Source organism: Streptomyces sp. NPDC088354 (assembly GCF_044753585.1).
GTDB lineage: Bacteria > Actinomycetota > Actinomycetes > Streptomycetales > Streptomycetaceae > Actinacidiphila.
Window position 1 is genome coordinate 61,912 of sequence record NZ_JBIVNJ010000032.1, and the last position, 18,300, is coordinate 80,211.

The 18,300-nt window shown below is 74.8% G+C and carries 11 protein-coding genes; 6 read left to right on the top strand and 5 right to left on the bottom strand.

What is annotated here, in order from left to right; all coding sequences use genetic code 11:
* Positions 1-12 precede the first annotated feature (12 nt).
* Positions 13-909, bottom strand: coding sequence for a helix-turn-helix transcriptional regulator (locus ACIP98_RS32395; protein WP_319664696.1), 897 nt, complete (start codon positions 907-909; stop codon positions 13-15).
* A 189-nt stretch (positions 910-1,098) separates the two neighbouring features.
* On the opposite strand from ACIP98_RS32395, the gene ACIP98_RS32400 reads away from it, so the two are divergent.
* Entirely contained in the window at positions 1,099-2,142 is a 1,044-nt protein-coding gene (locus tag ACIP98_RS32400) for an NAD(P)-dependent alcohol dehydrogenase (RefSeq protein ID WP_319664695.1), read from the top strand.
* 95 nt (positions 2,143-2,237) lie between these two features.
* Here the strand turns inward: ACIP98_RS32400 and ACIP98_RS32405 are convergent, their stop codons facing one another.
* Both ACIP98_RS32405 and ACIP98_RS32410 read right to left on the bottom strand, forming a co-directional pair.
* A complete protein-coding gene (locus tag ACIP98_RS32405; RefSeq protein WP_319664693.1) occupies positions 2,238-3,314 on the bottom strand; it encodes a sensor histidine kinase in 1,077 nt (358 codons plus the stop codon).
* A 2-nt stretch (positions 3,315-3,316) separates the two neighbouring features.
* Entirely contained in the window at positions 3,317-3,988 is a 672-nt protein-coding gene (locus tag ACIP98_RS32410) for a response regulator transcription factor (protein WP_319664692.1), read from the bottom strand.
* 213 nt (positions 3,989-4,201) lie between these two features.
* On the opposite strand from ACIP98_RS32410, the gene ACIP98_RS32415 reads away from it, so the two are divergent.
* Entirely contained in the window at positions 4,202-5,815 is a 1,614-nt protein-coding gene (locus ACIP98_RS32415) for a SpoIIE family protein phosphatase (RefSeq protein ID WP_401979314.1), read from the top strand.
* Positions 5,816-5,993: 178 nt separating this feature from the next.
* Here the strand turns inward: ACIP98_RS32415 and ACIP98_RS32420 are convergent, their stop codons facing one another.
* Positions 5,994-7,451 (bottom strand): MFS transporter, encoded by a 1,458-nt coding sequence (locus ACIP98_RS32420; protein ID WP_319664688.1) that lies wholly within the window; start codon positions 7,449-7,451, stop codon positions 5,994-5,996.
* Positions 7,452-7,760: 309 nt separating this feature from the next.
* Here ACIP98_RS32420 and ACIP98_RS32425 point away from each other — a divergent pair, with 309 nt between their 5' ends.
* From ACIP98_RS32425 to ACIP98_RS32440, 4 genes are all read left to right on the top strand, one after another.
* Positions 7,761-8,342: a helix-turn-helix domain-containing protein gene (locus tag ACIP98_RS32425; protein ID WP_319664686.1), complete on the top strand. Its 582-nt coding sequence runs from the start codon at positions 7,761-7,763 to the stop codon at positions 8,340-8,342.
* Positions 8,343-9,408: 1,066 nt separating this feature from the next.
* Positions 9,409-13,164 (top strand): helix-turn-helix domain-containing protein, encoded by a 3,756-nt coding sequence (locus tag ACIP98_RS32430; RefSeq protein ID WP_401979316.1) that lies wholly within the window; start codon positions 9,409-9,411, stop codon positions 13,162-13,164.
* A 1,004-nt stretch (positions 13,165-14,168) separates the two neighbouring features.
* Positions 14,169-16,193 (top strand): elongation factor G, encoded by a 2,025-nt coding sequence (gene fusA / locus ACIP98_RS32435; RefSeq protein WP_401979318.1) that lies wholly within the window; start codon positions 14,169-14,171, stop codon positions 16,191-16,193.
* A gap of 287 nt (positions 16,194-16,480) precedes the next feature.
* Complete coding sequence (locus tag ACIP98_RS32440) at positions 16,481-17,584, top strand: mechanosensitive ion channel family protein (protein WP_401979319.1); 1,104 nt, start codon at positions 16,481-16,483, stop codon at positions 17,582-17,584.
* Here the strand turns inward: ACIP98_RS32440 and ACIP98_RS32445 are convergent.
* Entirely contained in the window at positions 17,572-18,300 is a 729-nt protein-coding gene (locus tag ACIP98_RS32445) for a helix-turn-helix domain-containing protein (protein WP_319664679.1), read from the bottom strand. The two genes, ACIP98_RS32440 and ACIP98_RS32445, sit on opposite strands and share 13 nt — an antisense overlap.

An 18,300-nucleotide genomic window follows, 5' to 3' on the forward strand; every position in this document is an offset into this window, starting at 1 on the left:
GCAGGGCCCCGGTCAGGCCGACGGCACCCGGTGCGTGCTGTCCGCTCCCCAACTGGCCAGCAGACGCAGTGAGTCGGCGGAGGGCGAACCCTGCTCGGCGTGGAAGGTCACGAGGGCCATGTCGGCGTCGTCCACGAGCCGGAACTGCTCGAAATGCAACTGGAGCTCTCCGACCAGCGGGTGGCGCAGGCGCTTGACGCCGTGACTCTTCTCCTTGACGTTGTACAGCGCCCACAGGCGGCGGAACTCCTCGCTCTTGACGGAGAGTTCACCGACCAGGGCGGACAGCCTGGGGTCGTCGGGGTAGCAGCCGGCGTCCATGCGCAGCGCGCACACGATGTCGATCGCCTTCTGCTCCCAGTCGACGAACAGATCGCGGTACTCGGGACGGAGGAACACCAGGCGCGCCCAGTTGCGCTCGGCGGCGGGCAGCTCCGACCAGTCGCCGAAGAGCGCGGCCGCCGCCCGGTTCCAGGCGAGGATGTCGGAGCGCCGCCCCACGATGTACGCCGGGACGCCCTCCATCGAGTCCAGCAGCCGCCACAGCGCCGACCGGGCCTGCGGCGGGCGCGCCGCCGGCTTCTTCTTGTGCGCCTTCGGTTTCACCAGGTGGGTCAGATGCGCGTACTCGGCGTCCGTCAGACGCAGCGCGCGGGCGATGGAGCCCAGCACTTCCGCGGAAACGTTCTGGCCGTTGCCCTGTTCCAGGCGCGTGTAGTACGCGACCGAGACCCCGGCCAGCTGGGCCAGCTCCTCGCGGCGCAGGCCGGGCACCCTGCGGTGCCTCCCGACGACGGGCAGCCCGACGTCCTCCGGCTTCAGCCGGGCGCGCCTGCTGCGCAGGAACTCGCTCAGCTCGGCCCGCCGGTTCAAAGGCCGGCCGACGGCGCCTTCGGGTTGCTCGTGCATACCACCAGTATCCGTGCCGTCCCCTGGTCGTACGCAGGGCAGCCTGACCCTGCCAGTGGTAGGCACAGCAGTCGTACGAAAAGGCGGGGGAGCGCTGATGCGCCCGGCTTGGGGCAGGCTCGGGACTGCTGGAAGTCGTGCCCGGACGTCAGGCCTCGGGCACGCAGACCACGAGGAGAAGACCCCGGCATGACCACTGTTGCTGCCTACGCCGCGCCCGCCCCCAAGGCACCGCTGGAGCGGACCACCATCGAGCGGCGCGCGGTCGGCGAACACGACGTGTCGATCGACATCAAGTTCGCCGGTATCTGCCACTCCGACATCCACCAGGCCCAGGACGGCTGGCGTCCCGGCATCTTCCCGATGGTCCCCGGCCACGAGATCGCCGGCGTCGTCTCCGAGGTCGGCCCCGGTGTGACGAGGTTCGCCGTCGGCGACCGCGTCGGGGTCGGCTGCATGGTCGAGTCCTGTCAGGAGTGCGACAACTGCAAGGCCGGCCTGGAGCAGTACTGCACCGACGGCGGACCGACCTGGACCTACAACGGCACCGGCAGGGACGGCCGGCCCACCCAGGGCGGTTACTCCGAGAAGATCGTCGTCGACCAGAACTTCGTCGTCCGTGTCCCGGACGGGCTGCCGCTGGACGTGGCCGCCCCGCTGCTGTGCGCCGGCATCACCACGTACTCGCCGCTCAGGCACTGGAACGCCGGCCCCGGCAAGAAGGTCGCCGTCGTCGGCCTGGGCGGCCTGGGTCACATGGGCGTGAAGATCGCCCACGCGCTCGGCGCCGAGGTCACGGTCCTGTCGCAGTCCCTGCGCAAGAAGGACGACGGTCTGCGCCTGGGCGCCGACCACTACTACGCCACCAGCGACCCGGAGACCTTCGAGAAGCTGGCCGGCACCTTCGACATCGTCCTGAACACCGTCTCGGCGGGTCTGGACTTCTCCGCCTACGTGTCGTTGCTGCGCACGGACGGCGCGATGGTCAACGTCGGCCTCCCCGAGGAGACCGTGCAGCTCGACCTGAAGGCCCTGTACGGCCGTCGCCGTGTGATGACCAGCTCCAACATCGGCGGCATCCCCGAGACCCAGGAGATGCTCGACTTCTGCGCCGAGCACAACCTCGGTGCCGAGATCGAGCTGATCCCCGCCGACCGGATCAACGAGGCCTACGAGCGCGTCCAGGCCAGCGACGTGCGCTACCGCTTCGTGATCGACACGGCGACCATCTGAGACACCCGCGACCCGGCCCGGGAACACACCCGTCCCGGGGTGTGCCCCCGGGCGGGTCGGTCGGCGTGCCACCGTCGTCCTGGCGGCAGCGCAGATCAACGCTCCGTCGTGTCCTGGCTCTCCCCTGATGCGTCCGGCGGTGTCAGCGGGACGCGCAGCGCGACCGTCGTCCCCTCGCCCGGGGCGCTGCGCACGGTCAGGCGGGCGTCGATGAGGTCGGCGCGCTCGCGCATCGCGGACAGACCCATCCCGCGGCTGTACGGAGGCGCCTGGTCCGGGGTGCGTAACGGGACGGACCGGCCTGCCGCGGTCTGTTCCGGCATGCCGCAGCCGTTGTCGGTCACGGTCAGCTGGGCCGTGCCGGCGTCGGCCTCCACGCTCACGACGATGCGCGTCGGCTCGGCGTGCTTGACGGCGTTGGTGATCGCCTCCTGGACGATCCGGTACACCTGCGCCTGCGTCTCGGGCGCGAGCCGCCCGCCGAGCGCGTCCCCGTGGGACGTGACACGAAGGTCGGTGCGGATCCCGAAGGTCTCGGAGGTGTGCCGGCACAGCGCCTGGAGGGCCGGGTGGAGGCCGAGTTCGTCCAGCACCACCGGGCGCAGGTCCACGATGAGGTGCCGCAGGGAGACGATCTGATTGCCGACCAGGGCGCGCGCCTGCTCGATGGCGCTGCTCATCGCGTCGGGCCCGCCGTCGGCGGCGGCTGAGGAGAGGACGACCTGCACCGCGCCCAGTTCCTGGAGGGTGTCGTCGTGCAGCTCGCGCGCCCAGCGGCGGCGCTCGCGTTCCTCGCCGTCATGGCGGGCCCGTACCCGCTCCCGTCTCAGCCGCGCCTCCCGGCGCGACGAGGCGCGGCTGGCGATGATCGCGTAGCCCGCCAGCAGGAGGGGGAACACGTGCAGGATGCTCAGCAGCGGCTCCTCCGCCACCCGGACCACCCCGGCGACCGTGAGCATCAGCGCGACGGCGGTGGCGACCAGCAGCCAGATCCGCTGGTGTGCGGCGCACAGCGGGATCATGAGCAGATACGACACGGCCGCGACGAACGACAGCACCAGCTCCCAGGACACCTCCCGGTCGGTGACCTCCATGAAGACGGCGGCGGCAAGGCAGGCGGTGCCGAAGACCTCGAAGCCCAGGCGCAGCGCCCCCCGTCCCGGCCGGGTCACGGTCACGCCACCAGACCGCGTTCCCGGGCCACGGCGATCAGCTCGGCGCGGCTGTCCCTGCCGAGCTTGTCGCGGAGCCGGGAGCGGTGCGTCTCCACCGTGCGTACCGAGACGTAGAGGCGCCGGGCGATCTCCTGGTTGGTGTGGCCGAGCGCGAGGAGGGCGAGCACCTCGGTCTCCCGCTCGGTCAGCGGCTCCTCGCCGCGGTCCTGGACGCCGATGTCCTCGACGGCCAGCCGCGCCCCCAGGGAGGGCTGTACGTAGGTGGCTCCGCTCGCGACCTGGCGCACGGCGGCCAGCAGCTCCTCGGCGGCCGCCTCCTTGAGCAGATAGCCGGCCGCTCCGGTGCGCAGCGCCTCACGGGCGTAGGCCGGGTCCTCCTGCATGGTGAGGACCAGGATCCTGGTGCCGGGGGAGGCCGACAGCAGGCCCGGGATGGTCGGCAGGCTGGACCGGCCCGACATGGTCAGGTCCAGCACCAGCACCCGGGGGTGGTGCGTGCGCACGGCGTCGAGGGTCTCCGGGACGGTCGCCGTCTCCGCGACGACGTCGAAAGCCGGATCCGCGGCCATCAGCAGGCGCATTCCTGCCCTGACCACCAGGTGGTCGTCGGCAAGCACCACCGTGGTCGCGGCGGAAGGGTGCCTGCCGTCCGGGCGGCGGAGGACTTCCATAGTTGCAACGGTAGATCCGCTCCGCTCAACGGGCAGCACGCGCCGCCGGCCGTGCGGCATACCCGCAGCCAGGACAGCGGGTAACCACTGATGACGTGTGCGGGTCGGACAGGATGCGGTCGCGCCGCCCATTGGGCAGGCTCGTGGGAAGTGGAGGAAAGCCCCCCACAGCCGACGTACAGCCGACGTACCCGTCCAACCGAGGCGACCGACATGTACTGCGTCATCGACCAGCCCCCGCCCGTCCCGCCGGAGCAGACCCAGTCGTACGAAGCGGCCCAGCAACTCGCCGACGCCGCCGTGCCGTCCGTGGCCGACTTCGCCGCCGTGGAGGTCTCCGACGCCACGGTCAGCGAACGGGCGGCGATGTCCGGGCTGCCCGCGCAGGTGCTCGACTTCCGGCGCGCGGCCTTCCGGGCGGTCCGCCCCGACGAGATACCACGGGCTTACGAGGTCGGGGAGGTCAGCCACCTGCCGGTGCGCACTCCGTACCACGCGTCCCTGGTCGACCTGCGTCCACGCATCGTCCTGAATCTGCACCCGAGGACCGCCTGGCTGCTGCGCGATCCGGTGCGCGCCCGGCTGATGCGCGGCAGCCGCACGCATTCCGTGCTCGTGGTGCCCCTCGATGTCGGTGGTGTGCTCCTCGGGCTCGCGGCCTTCTACCGTACGGCCGGGTCGCCCGCCTTCTCGCAGTCCGACCTGCGGGAGGCCGGGCGGCTCGGCCGCCGGGCCGCCCGGCTCCTGGACGGCCAGCGGCGCCGGCTCGTCCACGACGCCGCCGCGCGGATCCTGCAGGAGGCCCTGCACGAGTCGGACGCCCCGGTCGTCAGCGCGCTGGAAGCGGTGCGCGGGCACGTCCCGGAGTCGTCTGCGCCCGGCTCCTGGATCGACGTCGTCCAGCTGCCCAGCGCCCGGGTGGCCCTGGTCGCGGGCACGGCCGAGGGCTGGGGCGTCGCCGCCACGGCCGGGATGAGCCAGGTCAGGGCGGCGATCCGGGCCCTGCTGCTGCTGGACATGAATCCCGGTGAGGTCATCGCCCGGCTGGGCCGCCGCGCGGGCGCCGCCGGCGCGGCCGTGCACTGCCTGCTGGCCATCTACGACCCGGTCACCCGTCGCTGCACGGCCGCCGCCGGCGGGGACGCCGGAGTCGAACCGGCCTTCCCCGCGGACGCGCCCTCCGCCGGCGGGGCCGAGGCGGACGAGCCCTCGCCCATGGCGGAGGACTCGGTGGCGGAGTTCGACGTGCCCGCCCGGAGCGTTCTGCTGCTGAGCTGCGGCACGGAGGGCGGGGCGGGCGCGGCCCCCGGCATCCGGGTCCTGCCGCCGACCGGCGACGACCCCGAGGACGCGGTCGACACCGCCGTCTCGGACGCGCTGGCCGCCACCCCGGGGGGTCGCCCCGAGCCCGTGCTCCTCGCCGCCCTCATCCGCACCCTGGACCCGGAGGACGTCGCGACGTGGGAGGTGCCGAACGACCCGGCCGCCGTCTCCGAGGCCCGGGCCTGGGCGGACGGTCAGCTCACCGAGTGGAGCCTGTCGGAGCTGTGCTTCACCACCACGCTGATCGTCAGCGAACTCGTCACCAACGCCGTCCGCTACTCCAGCGGACCGATCCGGCTGCGCCTCATCCGCGACCGGACCCTCATCTGCGAGGTGTCGGACTTCTGCCACGCGGCTCCCCATCCGCGGCGGTCCGCCCTCAGCGACCAGAACGGCCGCGGCCTGTCGATCGTCGCCCACCTGACCGAGGCCCAGGGCACGCGGTACACGACGACGGGGAAGACGGTGTGGGCGGAGCAGAGCATCACCCCCGAGGCGGCCTGATGGGCCGACGCGACCGCCGGCGGCCGCCGGGAGCGGGCGGCAGCCGCCGCCCCCGGCCGCCCGGGGGACCCGGGCGAACCGCGGCGCGCGGCCGCTTCACCGCGTACGGGCAGGCGGCCGCCGGCCACGGGAACTCCCGTGGCCGGCGGCGTGCGGTGGCGGCGTGGGCCGCGCGCGGTCAGCCGCCCGCCACCGCCTCGACCTCGGCCTTCGCCTCGGCCACGGCCGGGGTGTCCGAGGCCCGGACGACGCCGCCCGCCGCGTGCCGGCGATGGTGCCCCGGGACGAGGAGGGCGGCCAGGGACGCGGCGAGCAGCAGGACCGCGAGCAGGGCGAATCCGTGGGTGTAACCGGAGGCGTAGGGCAGCCCGGAGGGCTGCAGGCGGCTGGTGACCAGGACGCTGGTGACGGCGGCGCCGATGGAGCCGCCGATGGTGCGGATGTTGGCGTTCATGCCGCTGGCGGCGCCGGTCTGCTCCGGCGGGACGCTGCGGACGATCAGGTTGGCCATCGAGGCGAAGGCCAGGCCGATGCCGAGGCCGAAGATGCCGGCCGAGGTGGCGACCTGCCACTGCTGGTCGTGCCAGGCGGCGAGGAAGCCGCAGGCCACCGCGCCGAGGGCGGCCCCGGCGACGAGCAGGCGCTTGGCGCCCACGACCGGTTCGAGGCGGCCGCTGAGCACGCCGGAGAAGAACATCGCGATCAGCATCGGCAGCATCAGCAGGCCGGCCGAGGTGACGCTCGCCCCGAAGCCGTAGCCCGCGGCGCGCGGGGTCTGGGCGAAGCCGGGGAGGAAGGACCAGATCGCGTACATGCCGGCGCCGAAGAGGAGACCGGCGGTGTTGGTCGTCCACACCGCGCGCAGGCGCATGATGCGCAGGTCGATCAGCGGGTGGCGGGAGCGTGCCTCGGCGAGCAGCCACAGGGCGAAGAGCACCACCGCGGCGACGAACAGCCCGATCACGCGGACCGAGGTCCAGCCCCAGTTGCCGGCCTGGCTCAGCGGCAGGAGCAGGGCGACGAGCCAGCCGGACAGGAGGGCGGCGCCGAGCCAGTTGACGCGGCCGTCGGCGCGGCTGGGGGACTCGGGGACGTAGCGGAAGGCTATGAGCGCGGTGACGGCGACGATGGCGACCGGGATCCAGAACAGCCAGCGGTAGTCGAGGGCGGAGACGATGGGGCCCGCCGCGACGATGCCGACGCCGCCGCCGGCGGCGATCACCGCGGACAGGTTGCTGATGCTGGGGCTGACCCGGCTGGGCGCGAACTCGTCCCGGATGATGCCGAAGGACAGCGGGAACAGGGCGCCGCCGATGCCCTGGACGACGCGGGCGATGATCAGGACGCCGATCGTCGGGGCGAGCGCGGCGAGCAGGCAGCCGAGCGTCAGGACGACCAGGACGCCGACGAGGGTGCGCTTCTTGCCCACGAGGTCGCCGAGGCGGCCGAGGATCGGCGTGAAGATCGAGGCGGACAGCAGGTACGCCGTCATCACCCAGGTCGCGGTGGACTGGGACGTGTGCAGCGCGTGCTGGACGGTCGGCAAGGCCGGTGCGATCAGCGACTGCAGCATCGAGAACACGCCCGCACCGGTCGCGAGGACCGCGAAGGTGAGGCGGGTGGAGCGTCGGGGCATGAAGGAGCCTCTCCGAATCCGGACAGGGCGCGGCCGGGCTGCCGGCCGCGGTGTGACGAGCGGGCTGGTGGTACGGGACGGACGGACGGGCGGGGCGCGGGCCGTGCCCGGGCGCGCCGGCGTCCGCCGGATGTCGGTGGAGGGCGTTGCACCGGTGCAAGGCCCTCAAGGGGGCGAATCGGGGCGCGGTCGGCGCGTGTGGTGACACGTGTCGCCGGAAGTGCGCCCCCTGCTGTTAAAGTGGAGGTACGCCTCCACTGTAGCGGAGGCAACCCTCCACTTCAAACTGTTTCGGCCGGGGAGGCAGAAGTGACGGCCCAGCCGTATCCCGTCAGCGAGATCGTCGCGGCCCAGCGTCCGCACCGCAGGGACGCCGCCCGCAACTACGACGCCCTGCTCGCGGCCGCCCGTGAGGCCTTCGCCGAGAACGGCGCCGAAGCCTCGCTGGAGGACATCGCCCGCCGCGCGGGTGTGGGCATCGCCACGCTCTACCGGAACTTCCCGACCCGCCGGCACCTCTTCGAGTCCGTCTACGCGGACGAGGTCAACGAGCTGTGCCGGGTCGCCCGGGACGTCGCCGCCCTGGAGCCCTGGGACGCGCTGACCTCCTGGCTGCGCCGCTTCGTCGACTACACCGTGACGAAGCGGGCCATCCGCGAGGCCCTCAACAACGAGTCCGACGTCTTCCTGGCCTGCCGCGACTCCATGTACCAGGCCGGCGGCCCGCTCTTCGAACGCGCCCAGAAGGCGGGCGAGGCCCGTACCGACGTCTCTTTCGACGACCTGCTCCGCATGGTCTCGGGAATCAGCTCCACCAGCTTCCCCGACGACACCCAGCGCGACCGCGTCATGGGCGTCGCACTGGACGGGGTGCGGACCTTCCGGCGCTGACGCCGCGGTTTCCGCGGTGCGGTGCGGTGCGGCAGGGCCGGTCGCCGTGGCCGCCGCGCCGTCGCCACCACCCTCGCCGTGCGCCCGGCTTCCCGGCGCGCGCGGTGTGCCGACCGTGGCTTGGCCTTGCCCCGCGCTGCCGGGGACGCGGCGGCTCGCTGGTCGGATCGTTTCGGGGGCGCGGAACGCGATGTGCCTGAGGCTCAGGCGTTCCGGAGTGTGCGCCTCGGGCCGGCGCCGTGAGCCGCGCCCCGTTCCCGCCGCGCCGAGCGGCGAGATCAGGACAAGTACCGTTCCGCGCGCGGGCGCCGGCCTGTCCGGCCGCCGGTGTTCTGCGTCACTGACCCGCTCCGGCCTGGGCTTTTGCGGCCGCGTGACCAAGAGGAAACGGGAAACCCCTGTCCCTGGCGGCCGGTTGGGGGCCACCGTGAGGGCCGACGCGGGCGAGGCGGCACGCGGAACGTCGTCCGGTGGGGGAGGGCCGCATGGGAGTTCGGCGCCGGCGCGCGTTCCTGCCGTCGCCGCCCGCGGGGAGAGGGCCGGGCACCGGCCCCGAGGCGGCGCACCGGGTGGCGGAGGGGGTCCGCCCGGCGCGCCGGCCGCGGTCCGGAACGCACCGGCGCGGGCACCGCGTCGAGCGGTCCACCGCGACGGGAAGCCGGCCACGGCTCTGTCCCGGAGGCGGTGGTCCGGCCGAACCGCCCAGCTGTGAAGGGGAGTTCCGTGGGATGCGGGGCGCCGGGCCCGGGGACCGCGGGCGCCTGCGCCGCCGAGGCGCCCCGCGGGCCGGGGCACCGGGCCGCCCCGCCCCGCCGACCGGCTGAGTCCCCGTACGGTCGCCGCCGTGCGGCCGTTCCGACCGCCACGGGCGGCGTCGTCCCACCACTCACGGGGGTGGTGGGCCGGCGCCGGCCCGTGGCCTGTTCTCGTCCGTGCGCCCCGCGCCGCGGCGACCCTGGGAACCGCGCTCCGCCCTTCGTCGCTCCTGATCCTGCGACGGGCACGCCGGCGGAGCGGCCGGGAGACAGGGAACGGCGCCCACCGCGCCGTACGCGGCGGGGAGCGGATGGACCGGACACCAGACCAGCCGACCGCGCCGACCGGGGCGTTCGGTCCGGCGCTGCGCGAACTGCGTCTCGAGCGCGGCCTGTCGCTCGCCGCGCTGGCGCGCCGCACCCACTACAGCAAGGGGTACCTGAGCAAGATCGAGACGGGCGGCAAGCCGGTCAACGCCGACCTCGCCCGGCTCTGCGACGAGGCCCTGGACGCCGGGGGCGAACTGCTCGCCCTGCTGCCGCCCGTGCCCCCAGCGGGGGACGGCGACGCGGCGGCACCCTGTCCCTATCCCGGGCTGTCCGCCTACGGAACCGAGGACGCGGCGCGGTTCTTCGGGCGTGAACGGGCCGTCGCGGAGCTCCTGCGCCGCCTCGAACTGCGCGTCGGCGAGGGGCCGCTGGCCGTGGTCGCCCCGTCCGGGGCCGGGAAGTCGTCGCTGCTGCGGGCCGGTCTGGTCCCCGCCCTGGCCGGAGGGCCGTACGGGCACTGGCCGGTCGTGGTGTGCACGCCGACCGCCCGGCCGCTGGACGCCCTGGCGCACGCGCTGCGCGCCGTGCCGCTCGCCGCCGGGCTCGACGACGGTCCGCCCGAGGGGGGAACGCACGCCGCCCGCGCGACCGCCCTCGTCGCGGCGATCGGCGCCCGGGCCGGGGACACGGGACTGGTCGTCGTGGTCGACCAGTTCGAGGAAACCTTCACCCTGTGCGACGACGAGGCCGAGCGGCGCGCCTTCATCGCCGCCCTCACGGGCCTCGCGGCGTCCCGCGAGGCCGCCGTCCTCCTCGGGATCCGCGCCGACGTCACCGGCCGCTGCCTGGAGCACCCCGCGCTCGTACCGGTCGTCAGCGACGGCCTGTTCGCGCTGGGTGCCATGAGCCCCGGGGAGTTGCGCGCGTGCATCGTGCGGCCCGCCGAGGAGGAGGGCACCGAGCTCGAACCCGGCCTGGTCGAGGTGCTGTTGCGGGACCTCGGCGCGCAGGCACCGGGCGGCGTGGCGGACGGGGACGACACCGCTCCCGGCGGCTCTCCGGGATCGCTCCCGCTGCTGGCCCACGCCCTGATGGCCACCTGGCGGCAGCGGTCGGGCCGCACCATGACCGTGGCGGGCTACCTTGCCGCGGGCGGCATCCACGGCTCCGTCGCGACCGCCGCCGAGGCCCTGTTCACGTCGCTGTCGCCGGCCGAACAGGAGGCCGCCCGCCGGCTGCTGCTGCGCCTGGTGCGGGTCGGCGAGGACAACGAGCAGTCCCGGCGCCCCCGCGGCACCGCGGACCTCCTCGACGGGCTGCCCGACGCAGAGGCGGCCCGTACCGCGCTGGACGCCTTCGTCGCCGCGCGGCTGCTGACCGTGGACGCCGACCATGTGGAGATCGTCCACGAGGCGCTGCTGCGCGCCTGGCCGCGGCTGCGGACCTGGGTGCACGCCGCCCGCGCCGACCTGCTGCTGCACCAGCAGCTCACGGGGGCCGCCCGCGAGTGGGAACGCGAGGGCCGCGACCCCGGGCTGCTCTACCGCGGCACCCGGCTGGCCGCCACCCGCGAGTGGGCGGCGGGACCCGGCCGCCGGCCCGGTGAACTCAGTCCGCTCGAAGCCGACTTCCTCGCCGCCTCCACCGGCGAGGAGGATCTGCGCCGACTCCTCGTACGCCGCAGGGCCCGGCAGCAGCGCATGGGTGTGGTCGTGCTGGCGGTCCTGCTCGTCCTCGCGGTACTGGCCGGCGGCGTGGCGGTGGAGCAGCGGTTCGCCGCCGACCAGCAGCGCGCCACCGCGCTCTCGCAGGCCATGGCGGCACACTCGGCCCAACTGGCCGTGGGCCGCCCGGAGGCGGCGATGCTGCTGGCCGAGGCCGCCTACCGCACCGCGCACACCACCGAGGCCCGCGGGGCGCTGCTCAGCACACAGGCCGACACCTTCGCCGGGCGGCTCACCGGGCACACCGCCGCCGTCAACTCGGTGGTGTTCTCGCCCGACCGGCGGCTGCTGGCCTCGGCGGGCTCCGACCGCACGGTGCGGCTGTGGCACGTCGCCTCCCGGACCGGCGCCGCGGTGCTGACCGGGCACCGGGGACCCGTCCGGTCGGTGGTCTTCTCGCCCGACGGGCGGCTGCTCGCCTCGGGGAGCACCGACGGCACCATCCGGCTGTGGTCGGTGTCGCGACGCCGTGCGCTCGCCGTCCTGGCGGCCCATCAGGGAGCCGTACGCGCCGTGGCGTTCGCCCCCGACGGGCGCACGCTGGCATCGGCCGGCGGTGACGGCACGGTGTGCCTGTGGGACGTCGCCACCCGCAGCAGGACCGCCGTCCTCACCGGCCACACGGACGAGGTTCTCGCGCTGGCCTTCCGGCCCCGGGGCTCGCTGCTCGCCTCGGCCGGGGCGGACCGCACCGTGCGGCTGTGGGACACCCGGATCCGCCGGAACGTGGCCGTCCTGCGCGGCCACGGCGGCGACGTGCTGGCCCTCGCGTTCAGCCCCGACGGGCGCACTCTGGCCAGCGGCGGCGCCGACCGCACCGTGCGGCTGTGGGACGTCACCGGCCCGCGCCGCACGGCGACGCTCACCGGCCACGACGACGACGTGAACGGCCTCGCCTTCGGCCCCGGCGGCCACACCGTCCTCTCGGCCGGCGGCGACGGCACCGTCATCCGCTGGGACACCCGCACCCACCTGCAGGTCGGCACCCTCACCGGCCACACCGACTACGTGCTCTCCGTCGCCGTGGCCCCCGACGGCGACATGGTCGCGAGCGCGGGCTTCGACAGGACCGTCGTGCTGTGGGACCTGCGCCGCAGCACCCTGGCCGGCACCCCCGTCACCGAGGTGTGGAAGGCCGCGTTCAGCCCCGACGGGCGGTCCCTGGCCTCGGCCGGGGGCGACGGCACCGTACGGGTCTGGGACATGGCCCGGCACGTCCCCGCGTACACGCTCACCGGCCACAGCGGGCCGGTCTACGACGTCGCGTTCAGTCCGGACGGCCGGTGGCTCGCCTCGGCGGGGGCCGACCGCACCATGCGGCTGTGGGACACCCGGACGCGGCGGAGCGCCGCCGTCCTGCGCGGCCACGAGGGCGCCGTGTTCGCCCTCGCGTTCAGCCCCGACGGGCGGACCCTGGCGACCGGCTCCGCCGACCGCACGGTCCGCCTCTGGGACACCGCCGCCCGACGCCAGGTGGCCGTCCTCGCCGGGCACACCGACTTCGTGAACTGCGTCGCCTTCAGCCCGGACGGCCGCCGGCTGGCCAGCGGCAGCGACGACCTGACGCTGCGGCTGTGGGACACCGGGACCCGGCGCGCCGACGCCGTCCTCACCGGGCACACCGGCTCCGTGCGGGGCGTCGCCTTCGCGCCGGACGGGCGGACGCTCGCCAGCAGCGGCAACGACGGCACCGTGCGGCTCTGGGACGTGCCGCACGCGCGCGCGGCGGGCGTCCTCACCAGCCACACCGGCTCCGTGCGCGGTGTCGCCTTCGCGCCGGACGGACGCACCCTCGCCAGCAGCGGCAACGACCGCACCGTCCGGCTCTGGGACCCGGCGGCACGGCGGCTCACCGCGACCCTGACCGGCCACACCCGGGCCGCGTGGAGCGTCGCCTTCAGCCCGGACGGGGCGACCGTGGCCAGCGCCGGCAACGACGGCACGATCCGGCTCTGGGACCCCGACGTCCATCACCGCACCGCCCGCCTGTGCCGCCTGGCGGGCCCCTCCGACCGCCAGCGCTGGCGGCGCCTGCTCCCCGACTACGCCTGGCCGGGGGCCTGCGGGAGTTGACGGTGCGTGGGCGCGCTCCGCGTGCCGCTGTCGGCCGCGGCAGGGGCGTCGGTGTCCGCCGTGTCCCGGGCCGGTCGTGCGGGTCGGGGGTTCTCTCCGGCCGGCGGTGGCGGGCTGTTCGTGCTGGTGTCGGGTGGGGCCGGGCGTTGGTCGGCGCCGTGTCCGGGACCGGTGGTGCCGGTGGGTGGGTTCGGTCCTGTCGGCAGTGTCCGGCGTGTGATGACGTCCGGCCGGAGGCTTGCCGGAGCACACGTCGGGGGCGAGCTCTGTGCGCCGCTGTACGTCGGCCGGGGCGCCGTGTCCTGCGTCGTGCGGGTCGACCGGGCCTGTCGGCGTGGTCCTTCGACTCCCGGCGTCAGCGGCGTCTGCTGCCCGGCCGGGCCCCGGCCCCGGTGGGCCCGCCTGCGTTGGCCGTGCCTGCTGCCGGATGACGCCTGGCGAGTCGTACCTTGGCGGACTCGCCGGCAGCGGCCCTCGTTCCCGTCGGCAGGGCAGCCGGCCGCCAGCGCCTGCGGCGGGACCGTCCGCATCCCCGTGCCGCGTACCGCCTCGCACCGGCCACCGCGCGGGACGGCATCCGGCGCTTACCGCGGCCTCCGCGTCGCCGCGTGGAAAACCCGGTGACCCGGGCGCGTGCCGCCCGCTACGCTCGCGATCGATCACGCGCCGCCCCGAGACCGCGGCGTGTTCCGTGCCGAACGAGGGGAGCCGGGCCGTGCGTTGCCGCACCGCAGCCGTCGTTCCCCCGTCAGGCCACGAGGTGATCCTGGTGTCTTCCGCGGCCCGGTGCCGGCCGCGCGGCCCGCACCGGACGCCCGCGACGACTTTCTGATCCCCCGCACGACCGCGGCCCGAAGGCAGGGCCGCCGGCCGGGTACGCCCTGCCGCCCCCTGCCACGCCGAGGCCATCGCGGAGGTCCCGACGCCCCCTTGCCGGGGCGTCCCGTCCGGGAATCGCGCCGCCCCCTCCCGATCGCACCTGATCACCCGAAAGGCAACGGGCCATGCGCACCGTCCAACCCCTGCCCGCCGTCCGCACCGTCCGCACCGTCCGCAATCTGGGCATCCTCGCCCACGTCGACGCCGGCAAGACCACCGTCACCGAGCGGATCCTGTACGCCACCGGCGCCACCTACAAGCGCGGCGAGGTCCACGACGGCACGACCGTCACCGACTTCGACCCGCAGGAGCGCGACCGCGGCATCACCATCTTCGCCGCGGCGGTGAGCTGCGACTGGGACGGTCACCGGCTCAACCTCATCGACACACCGGGCCATGTCGACTTCTCCGACGAGGTGGAACGCTCCTTGCGCGTGCTCGACGGCGCGGTCGCGGTCTTCGACGCCGTCGCGGGCGTCGAGCCGCAGAGCGAGTCGGTGTGGCGGCAGGCCGACCGGCACGGCGTGCCGCGGATCGCGTTCGTGAACAAGCTGGACCGCGCCGGGGCCGACCTGGACACGGCGGTGGCGTCGATCCACGACCGGCTGCACGTCGTCCCGCTGGTGGTCCAGCTGCCGATCGGGCGCGAGGACGGCTTCACCGGGGTGGTGGACCTGCTGCGCATGCGCGCGCTCACGTGGCGGGCCGGCGGCGCGGCGTACGAGGACGGCGAGGTGCCCGGCGGCCTCCGCGAGGAGGCCGGGCGCCGGAGACGGCTGCTGGAGGAGACGGTGGCCGGGCTGCACCAGGCCGCGCTGGAGGAGTTCTGCGCGGACGGGCGGCTGACGGAGGCGACGCTGCGCACGGCGCTGCGCGACCTGACCCGTACCGGGGAGGGCGTGGTCGTGCTGTGCGGATCGGCCTACCGGGACCGCGGCATCGAGCCGCTGCTGGACGCCGTGGTGGCGTACCTGCCGTCACCGCTGGACGTCCCGCCGGTGCGTACGGCGGCCGACCCGCGGCAGCCGTTCGCCGCCCTGGTGTTCAAGGTCGCCGCGAGCGCGACGGGACGGCTGACCTATGTGCGGGTGTACGAGGGAACGCTGAGCAAGGGGGACACGGTGCTGGACGCACGGGCCGGGCGCACCGAGCGCGTCGGGCGCATCCTGCGGGTCCAGGCGGACCGGCATGTCGACGTCGACCGCGCGGTGGCCGGGGACATCGTCGCGGTCGTCGGGGTGAAGGCAGCCGGCGCCGGAGCGACGCTGTGCGATCCGGCGGCGCCCCTGGTCCTCGAACCGCCCGGAACGGCCGAGCCGGTCGTCACCGTCGCGGTCGAGGCGCGGCGGAGCGGTGACACGGAGCGGCTGGCGGCGGCACTGGCCCGGCTGGTGGAGGAGGACCCGTCGCTGACGGTCCGGACCGACCCGGAGACGGGCCAGACCGTGCTGTCCGGCATGGGTGAACTGCACCTGGAGGTCGCGGTGGAGAAGGTGCGCCGCGCCCACGGGCTGGAGGTCGGCGTCGGCCGCCCGCAGGTCGCCCATCGCGAGACCGTGGTGCGCGGCGTGGCCGGGTGGGTGCACCGGCACGTCAAACAGGACGGCGGCGCGGGCCAGTTCGCCCAGGTGGTGATCGACGTGGAGCCCCACGACGAGGACTTCGTGTTCGTCTCGGCGGTCACCGGCGGCCGGGTGCCCAGGGAGTACGTCCGGGCGGTCGAGGCCGGCTGCCGGGACGCCCTGGCCGAGGGGCCGCTCGGCGGCCACCGGGTCACCGGCCTGCGGGTCACGCTCACCGACGGGGCCACGCACGTGAAGGACTCCTCGGAGGCGGCCTTCCGCGCGGCGGGCCGGTTCGCGCTCCGTGACGCGTTGCGCGCGGGCGGGACGGTCCTGCTGGAGCCGGTGGCCGAGGTCACCGTCACCGTGCCCGGCGACGCGGTCGGCGCGGTGCTCGGCGATCTGGCGGCCCGCCGCGGCCGTGTCACCGGCCAGTCGGCCCGGGCGGGCACGGCCGTGCTGACCGCGACCGTCCCGCTGGCCGAGCTGTTCGGATACGCGACCCGGCTGCGCGGCCGCACCCAGGGCCGCGGCACGTTCACCGCCCGGGCCGGCGGCTATGCCCGGGTGCCGGACGGCGTGCGGTAGGTCGCGGGGCCGGTCCCGCCCCCACCACGTGGTGGGAGCGGGACCGGCCGCCGCGTGCGCCGTTCCGGTGCGCGGGGCGCCGCCCAAGGCGGGGCGCGATGCTTCCCGTTGTCCGGTCCGCGACATGCGCGCGGGGTGACCACTGCGGCAGGATGGTGAAGATCGCGCACGGACGAGGGATGTCCGGCGCGCTTTCTCGACGTCCCCAGAGCGATAAGGCGACAAGTGACGACACAGCACGCCCCCCGTCCCGTGGATGGATCCGTACGCACGGCGGGAGCGGGCCGGTGAACCGTGCGCTGACGATGCACGACCTGATGGTCGCCGGCGCCTGGTTCGGCGCGGGCCTGGTGGCGGCGCTGGCGCTGCGGCTGGCGCTGCGCTGGCTCGGCGAACGGGCGACCCGGACGCGGTGGGACGGTGACGACATCGTCGTCACCGCGCTGCGCACCCTGGTGCCGTGGTCCGTCCTGGGGGCCGGGGCGTGGGCGGGCGCCGCCGCGCTCCCGCTGCAGCACGCGGTGGACCGCACGGTCAACCAGGTCCTGGTCGCCCTGCTGATCCTCGCCGCCTCGGTCGCCGCCGCGCGCATGGTGGCCGAGACGGTGCGGTCGGTCGCGCTGTCGCGGTCCGGCGTGGCGGCCTCGGCGACGATCTTCGTCAACATCACCCGCGTCGCGGTGCTGGCCATGGGCGGCCTGGTACTGCTCCAGACGCTCGGCATCTCCGTGGCGCCGCTGATAACGGCCCTGGGCGTCGGCGGTCTCGCCGTCGCCCTCGCGCTGCAGGACACCCTCGCCAACCTGTTCGCCGGCGTGCACATCCTCGCCTCCAAGACCGTGCAGCCCGGTGACTACATCCGGCTGAGCAGCGGCGAGGAGGGCTACGTCGTCGACATCAACTGGCGCAACACCGTGGTGCGCCAGCTCTCCGACAACCTGGTGATCATCCCCAACGCCAAACTGGCCGGCGCGATCGCCACCAACTACCACCAGCCCGAGCAGCAGATGTCGCTCATCGTGCAGGCGGGCGTCGGCTACGGCAACGACCTGGAGCACGTGGAGCGGGTGACGGTCGAGGTCGCGGCCGAGGTGATGGCGGGCGTCGAGGGCGGCGTACCCGCGCACGAACCGGCGGTGCGGTTCCACACCTTCGGCGAGTCCCGCATCGACTTCTCGGTGATCCTGCGGACCTCCGAGTACGGAGAGCAGTACCGGATCAAACACGAGTTCCTCAAACGCCTGCACCGCCGCTATCAGGAGGAGGGCATCGAGATCTCCTACCCCACCCGCACGGTGATGCTCCGTCAGGAGGACGGCAAGGAGGGCTCGGCCGGGGTCGCCCTGCCGCGCCAGCGCGACACGGCGCAGGCCCCGGATCAGCGCATCTGAGGCTGCCGGACCGGGTGGCGCGCCCCTCCCGGGGCGAAGTCGCAGAGCCCGTCGATGAGTTCGACGGCACTGTCGGTGAGGGCGGCCGCCTCGTACGCGTTGTCGCAGGCCACCAGTTCGCGGCCGATCTCCGCGATGGTCGTGGTCAGGGCGATGAGCAGCGCGCGGTCGCCCGGCTCCTCCCGGCTGGTGCCGAGCAGGGTCGCGTTGTGGTGGATCCAGGTCCGCAGGTTCCGGCGGCCCATCACGTCGAAGCCCGGCGGGGTGTCGCCGGTGTAGAAGAGCTTGGCCATCTCGCGCCGGGCCCAGGTGTGTTCCAGGTAGGCGCGGGCGCCGGTGAGGAAGAGCGCGCGGGGGTGGCTCCCGCCGGCCGCGCGGCACCGGGCCACGGCCTGCGCGGCGGCGTGGGCCTGCGCGGCGCGGAACTCCTCCCAGAGCGCCAGGAAGAGGTCGGCCTTGCCGTCGAAGTGGTGGTAGAGGCCGCCCACGCTGGCGTCCGCGCGGCGCACCACCTCGGCTATGCCGGCGGCGTTGTAGCCGGCCTCGCCGAAGACCTCCCGCGCGGCCTTGAGCAGGGCCTGGCGGGTGGTCTCGGCGCGGCTGGGCGTCCGGGCCGGCGCGGTCGCGGGGGCGGCCGCGGGCCCGGGACCCGGGTCCGCGGCCGGGGCGTCAGGGGAAGCGCCGACGAGCGGCTCGTCGCCCTGTGCGTCGCCCAT

Excerpts from the sequence above, each read along its gene's own strand:
- ACIP98_RS32430 (WP_401979316.1), top strand. The coding sequence starts at position 9,409 with ATGGACCGGACACCAGACCAGCCGACCGCGCCGACCGGGGCGTTCGGT.
- ACIP98_RS32420 (WP_319664688.1), bottom strand. The coding sequence starts at position 7,451 with ATGCCCCGACGCTCCACCCGCCTCACCTTCGCGGTCCTCGCGACCGGT.
- ACIP98_RS32410 (WP_319664692.1), bottom strand. The coding sequence starts at position 3,988 with ATGGAAGTCCTCCGCCGCCCGGACGGCAGGCACCCTTCCGCCGCGACC.
- ACIP98_RS32445 (WP_319664679.1), bottom strand. The coding sequence starts at position 18,300 with ATGGGCGACGCACAGGGCGACGAGCCGCTCGTCGGCGCTTCCCCTGAC.
- ACIP98_RS32400 (WP_319664695.1), top strand. The coding sequence starts at position 1,099 with ATGACCACTGTTGCTGCCTACGCCGCGCCCGCCCCCAAGGCACCGCTG.
- fusA (WP_401979318.1), top strand. The coding sequence starts at position 14,169 with ATGCGCACCGTCCAACCCCTGCCCGCCGTCCGCACCGTCCGCACCGTC.
- ACIP98_RS32395 (WP_319664696.1), bottom strand. The coding sequence starts at position 909 with ATGCACGAGCAACCCGAAGGCGCCGTCGGCCGGCCTTTGAACCGGCGG.
- ACIP98_RS32415 (WP_401979314.1), top strand. The coding sequence starts at position 4,202 with ATGTACTGCGTCATCGACCAGCCCCCGCCCGTCCCGCCGGAGCAGACC.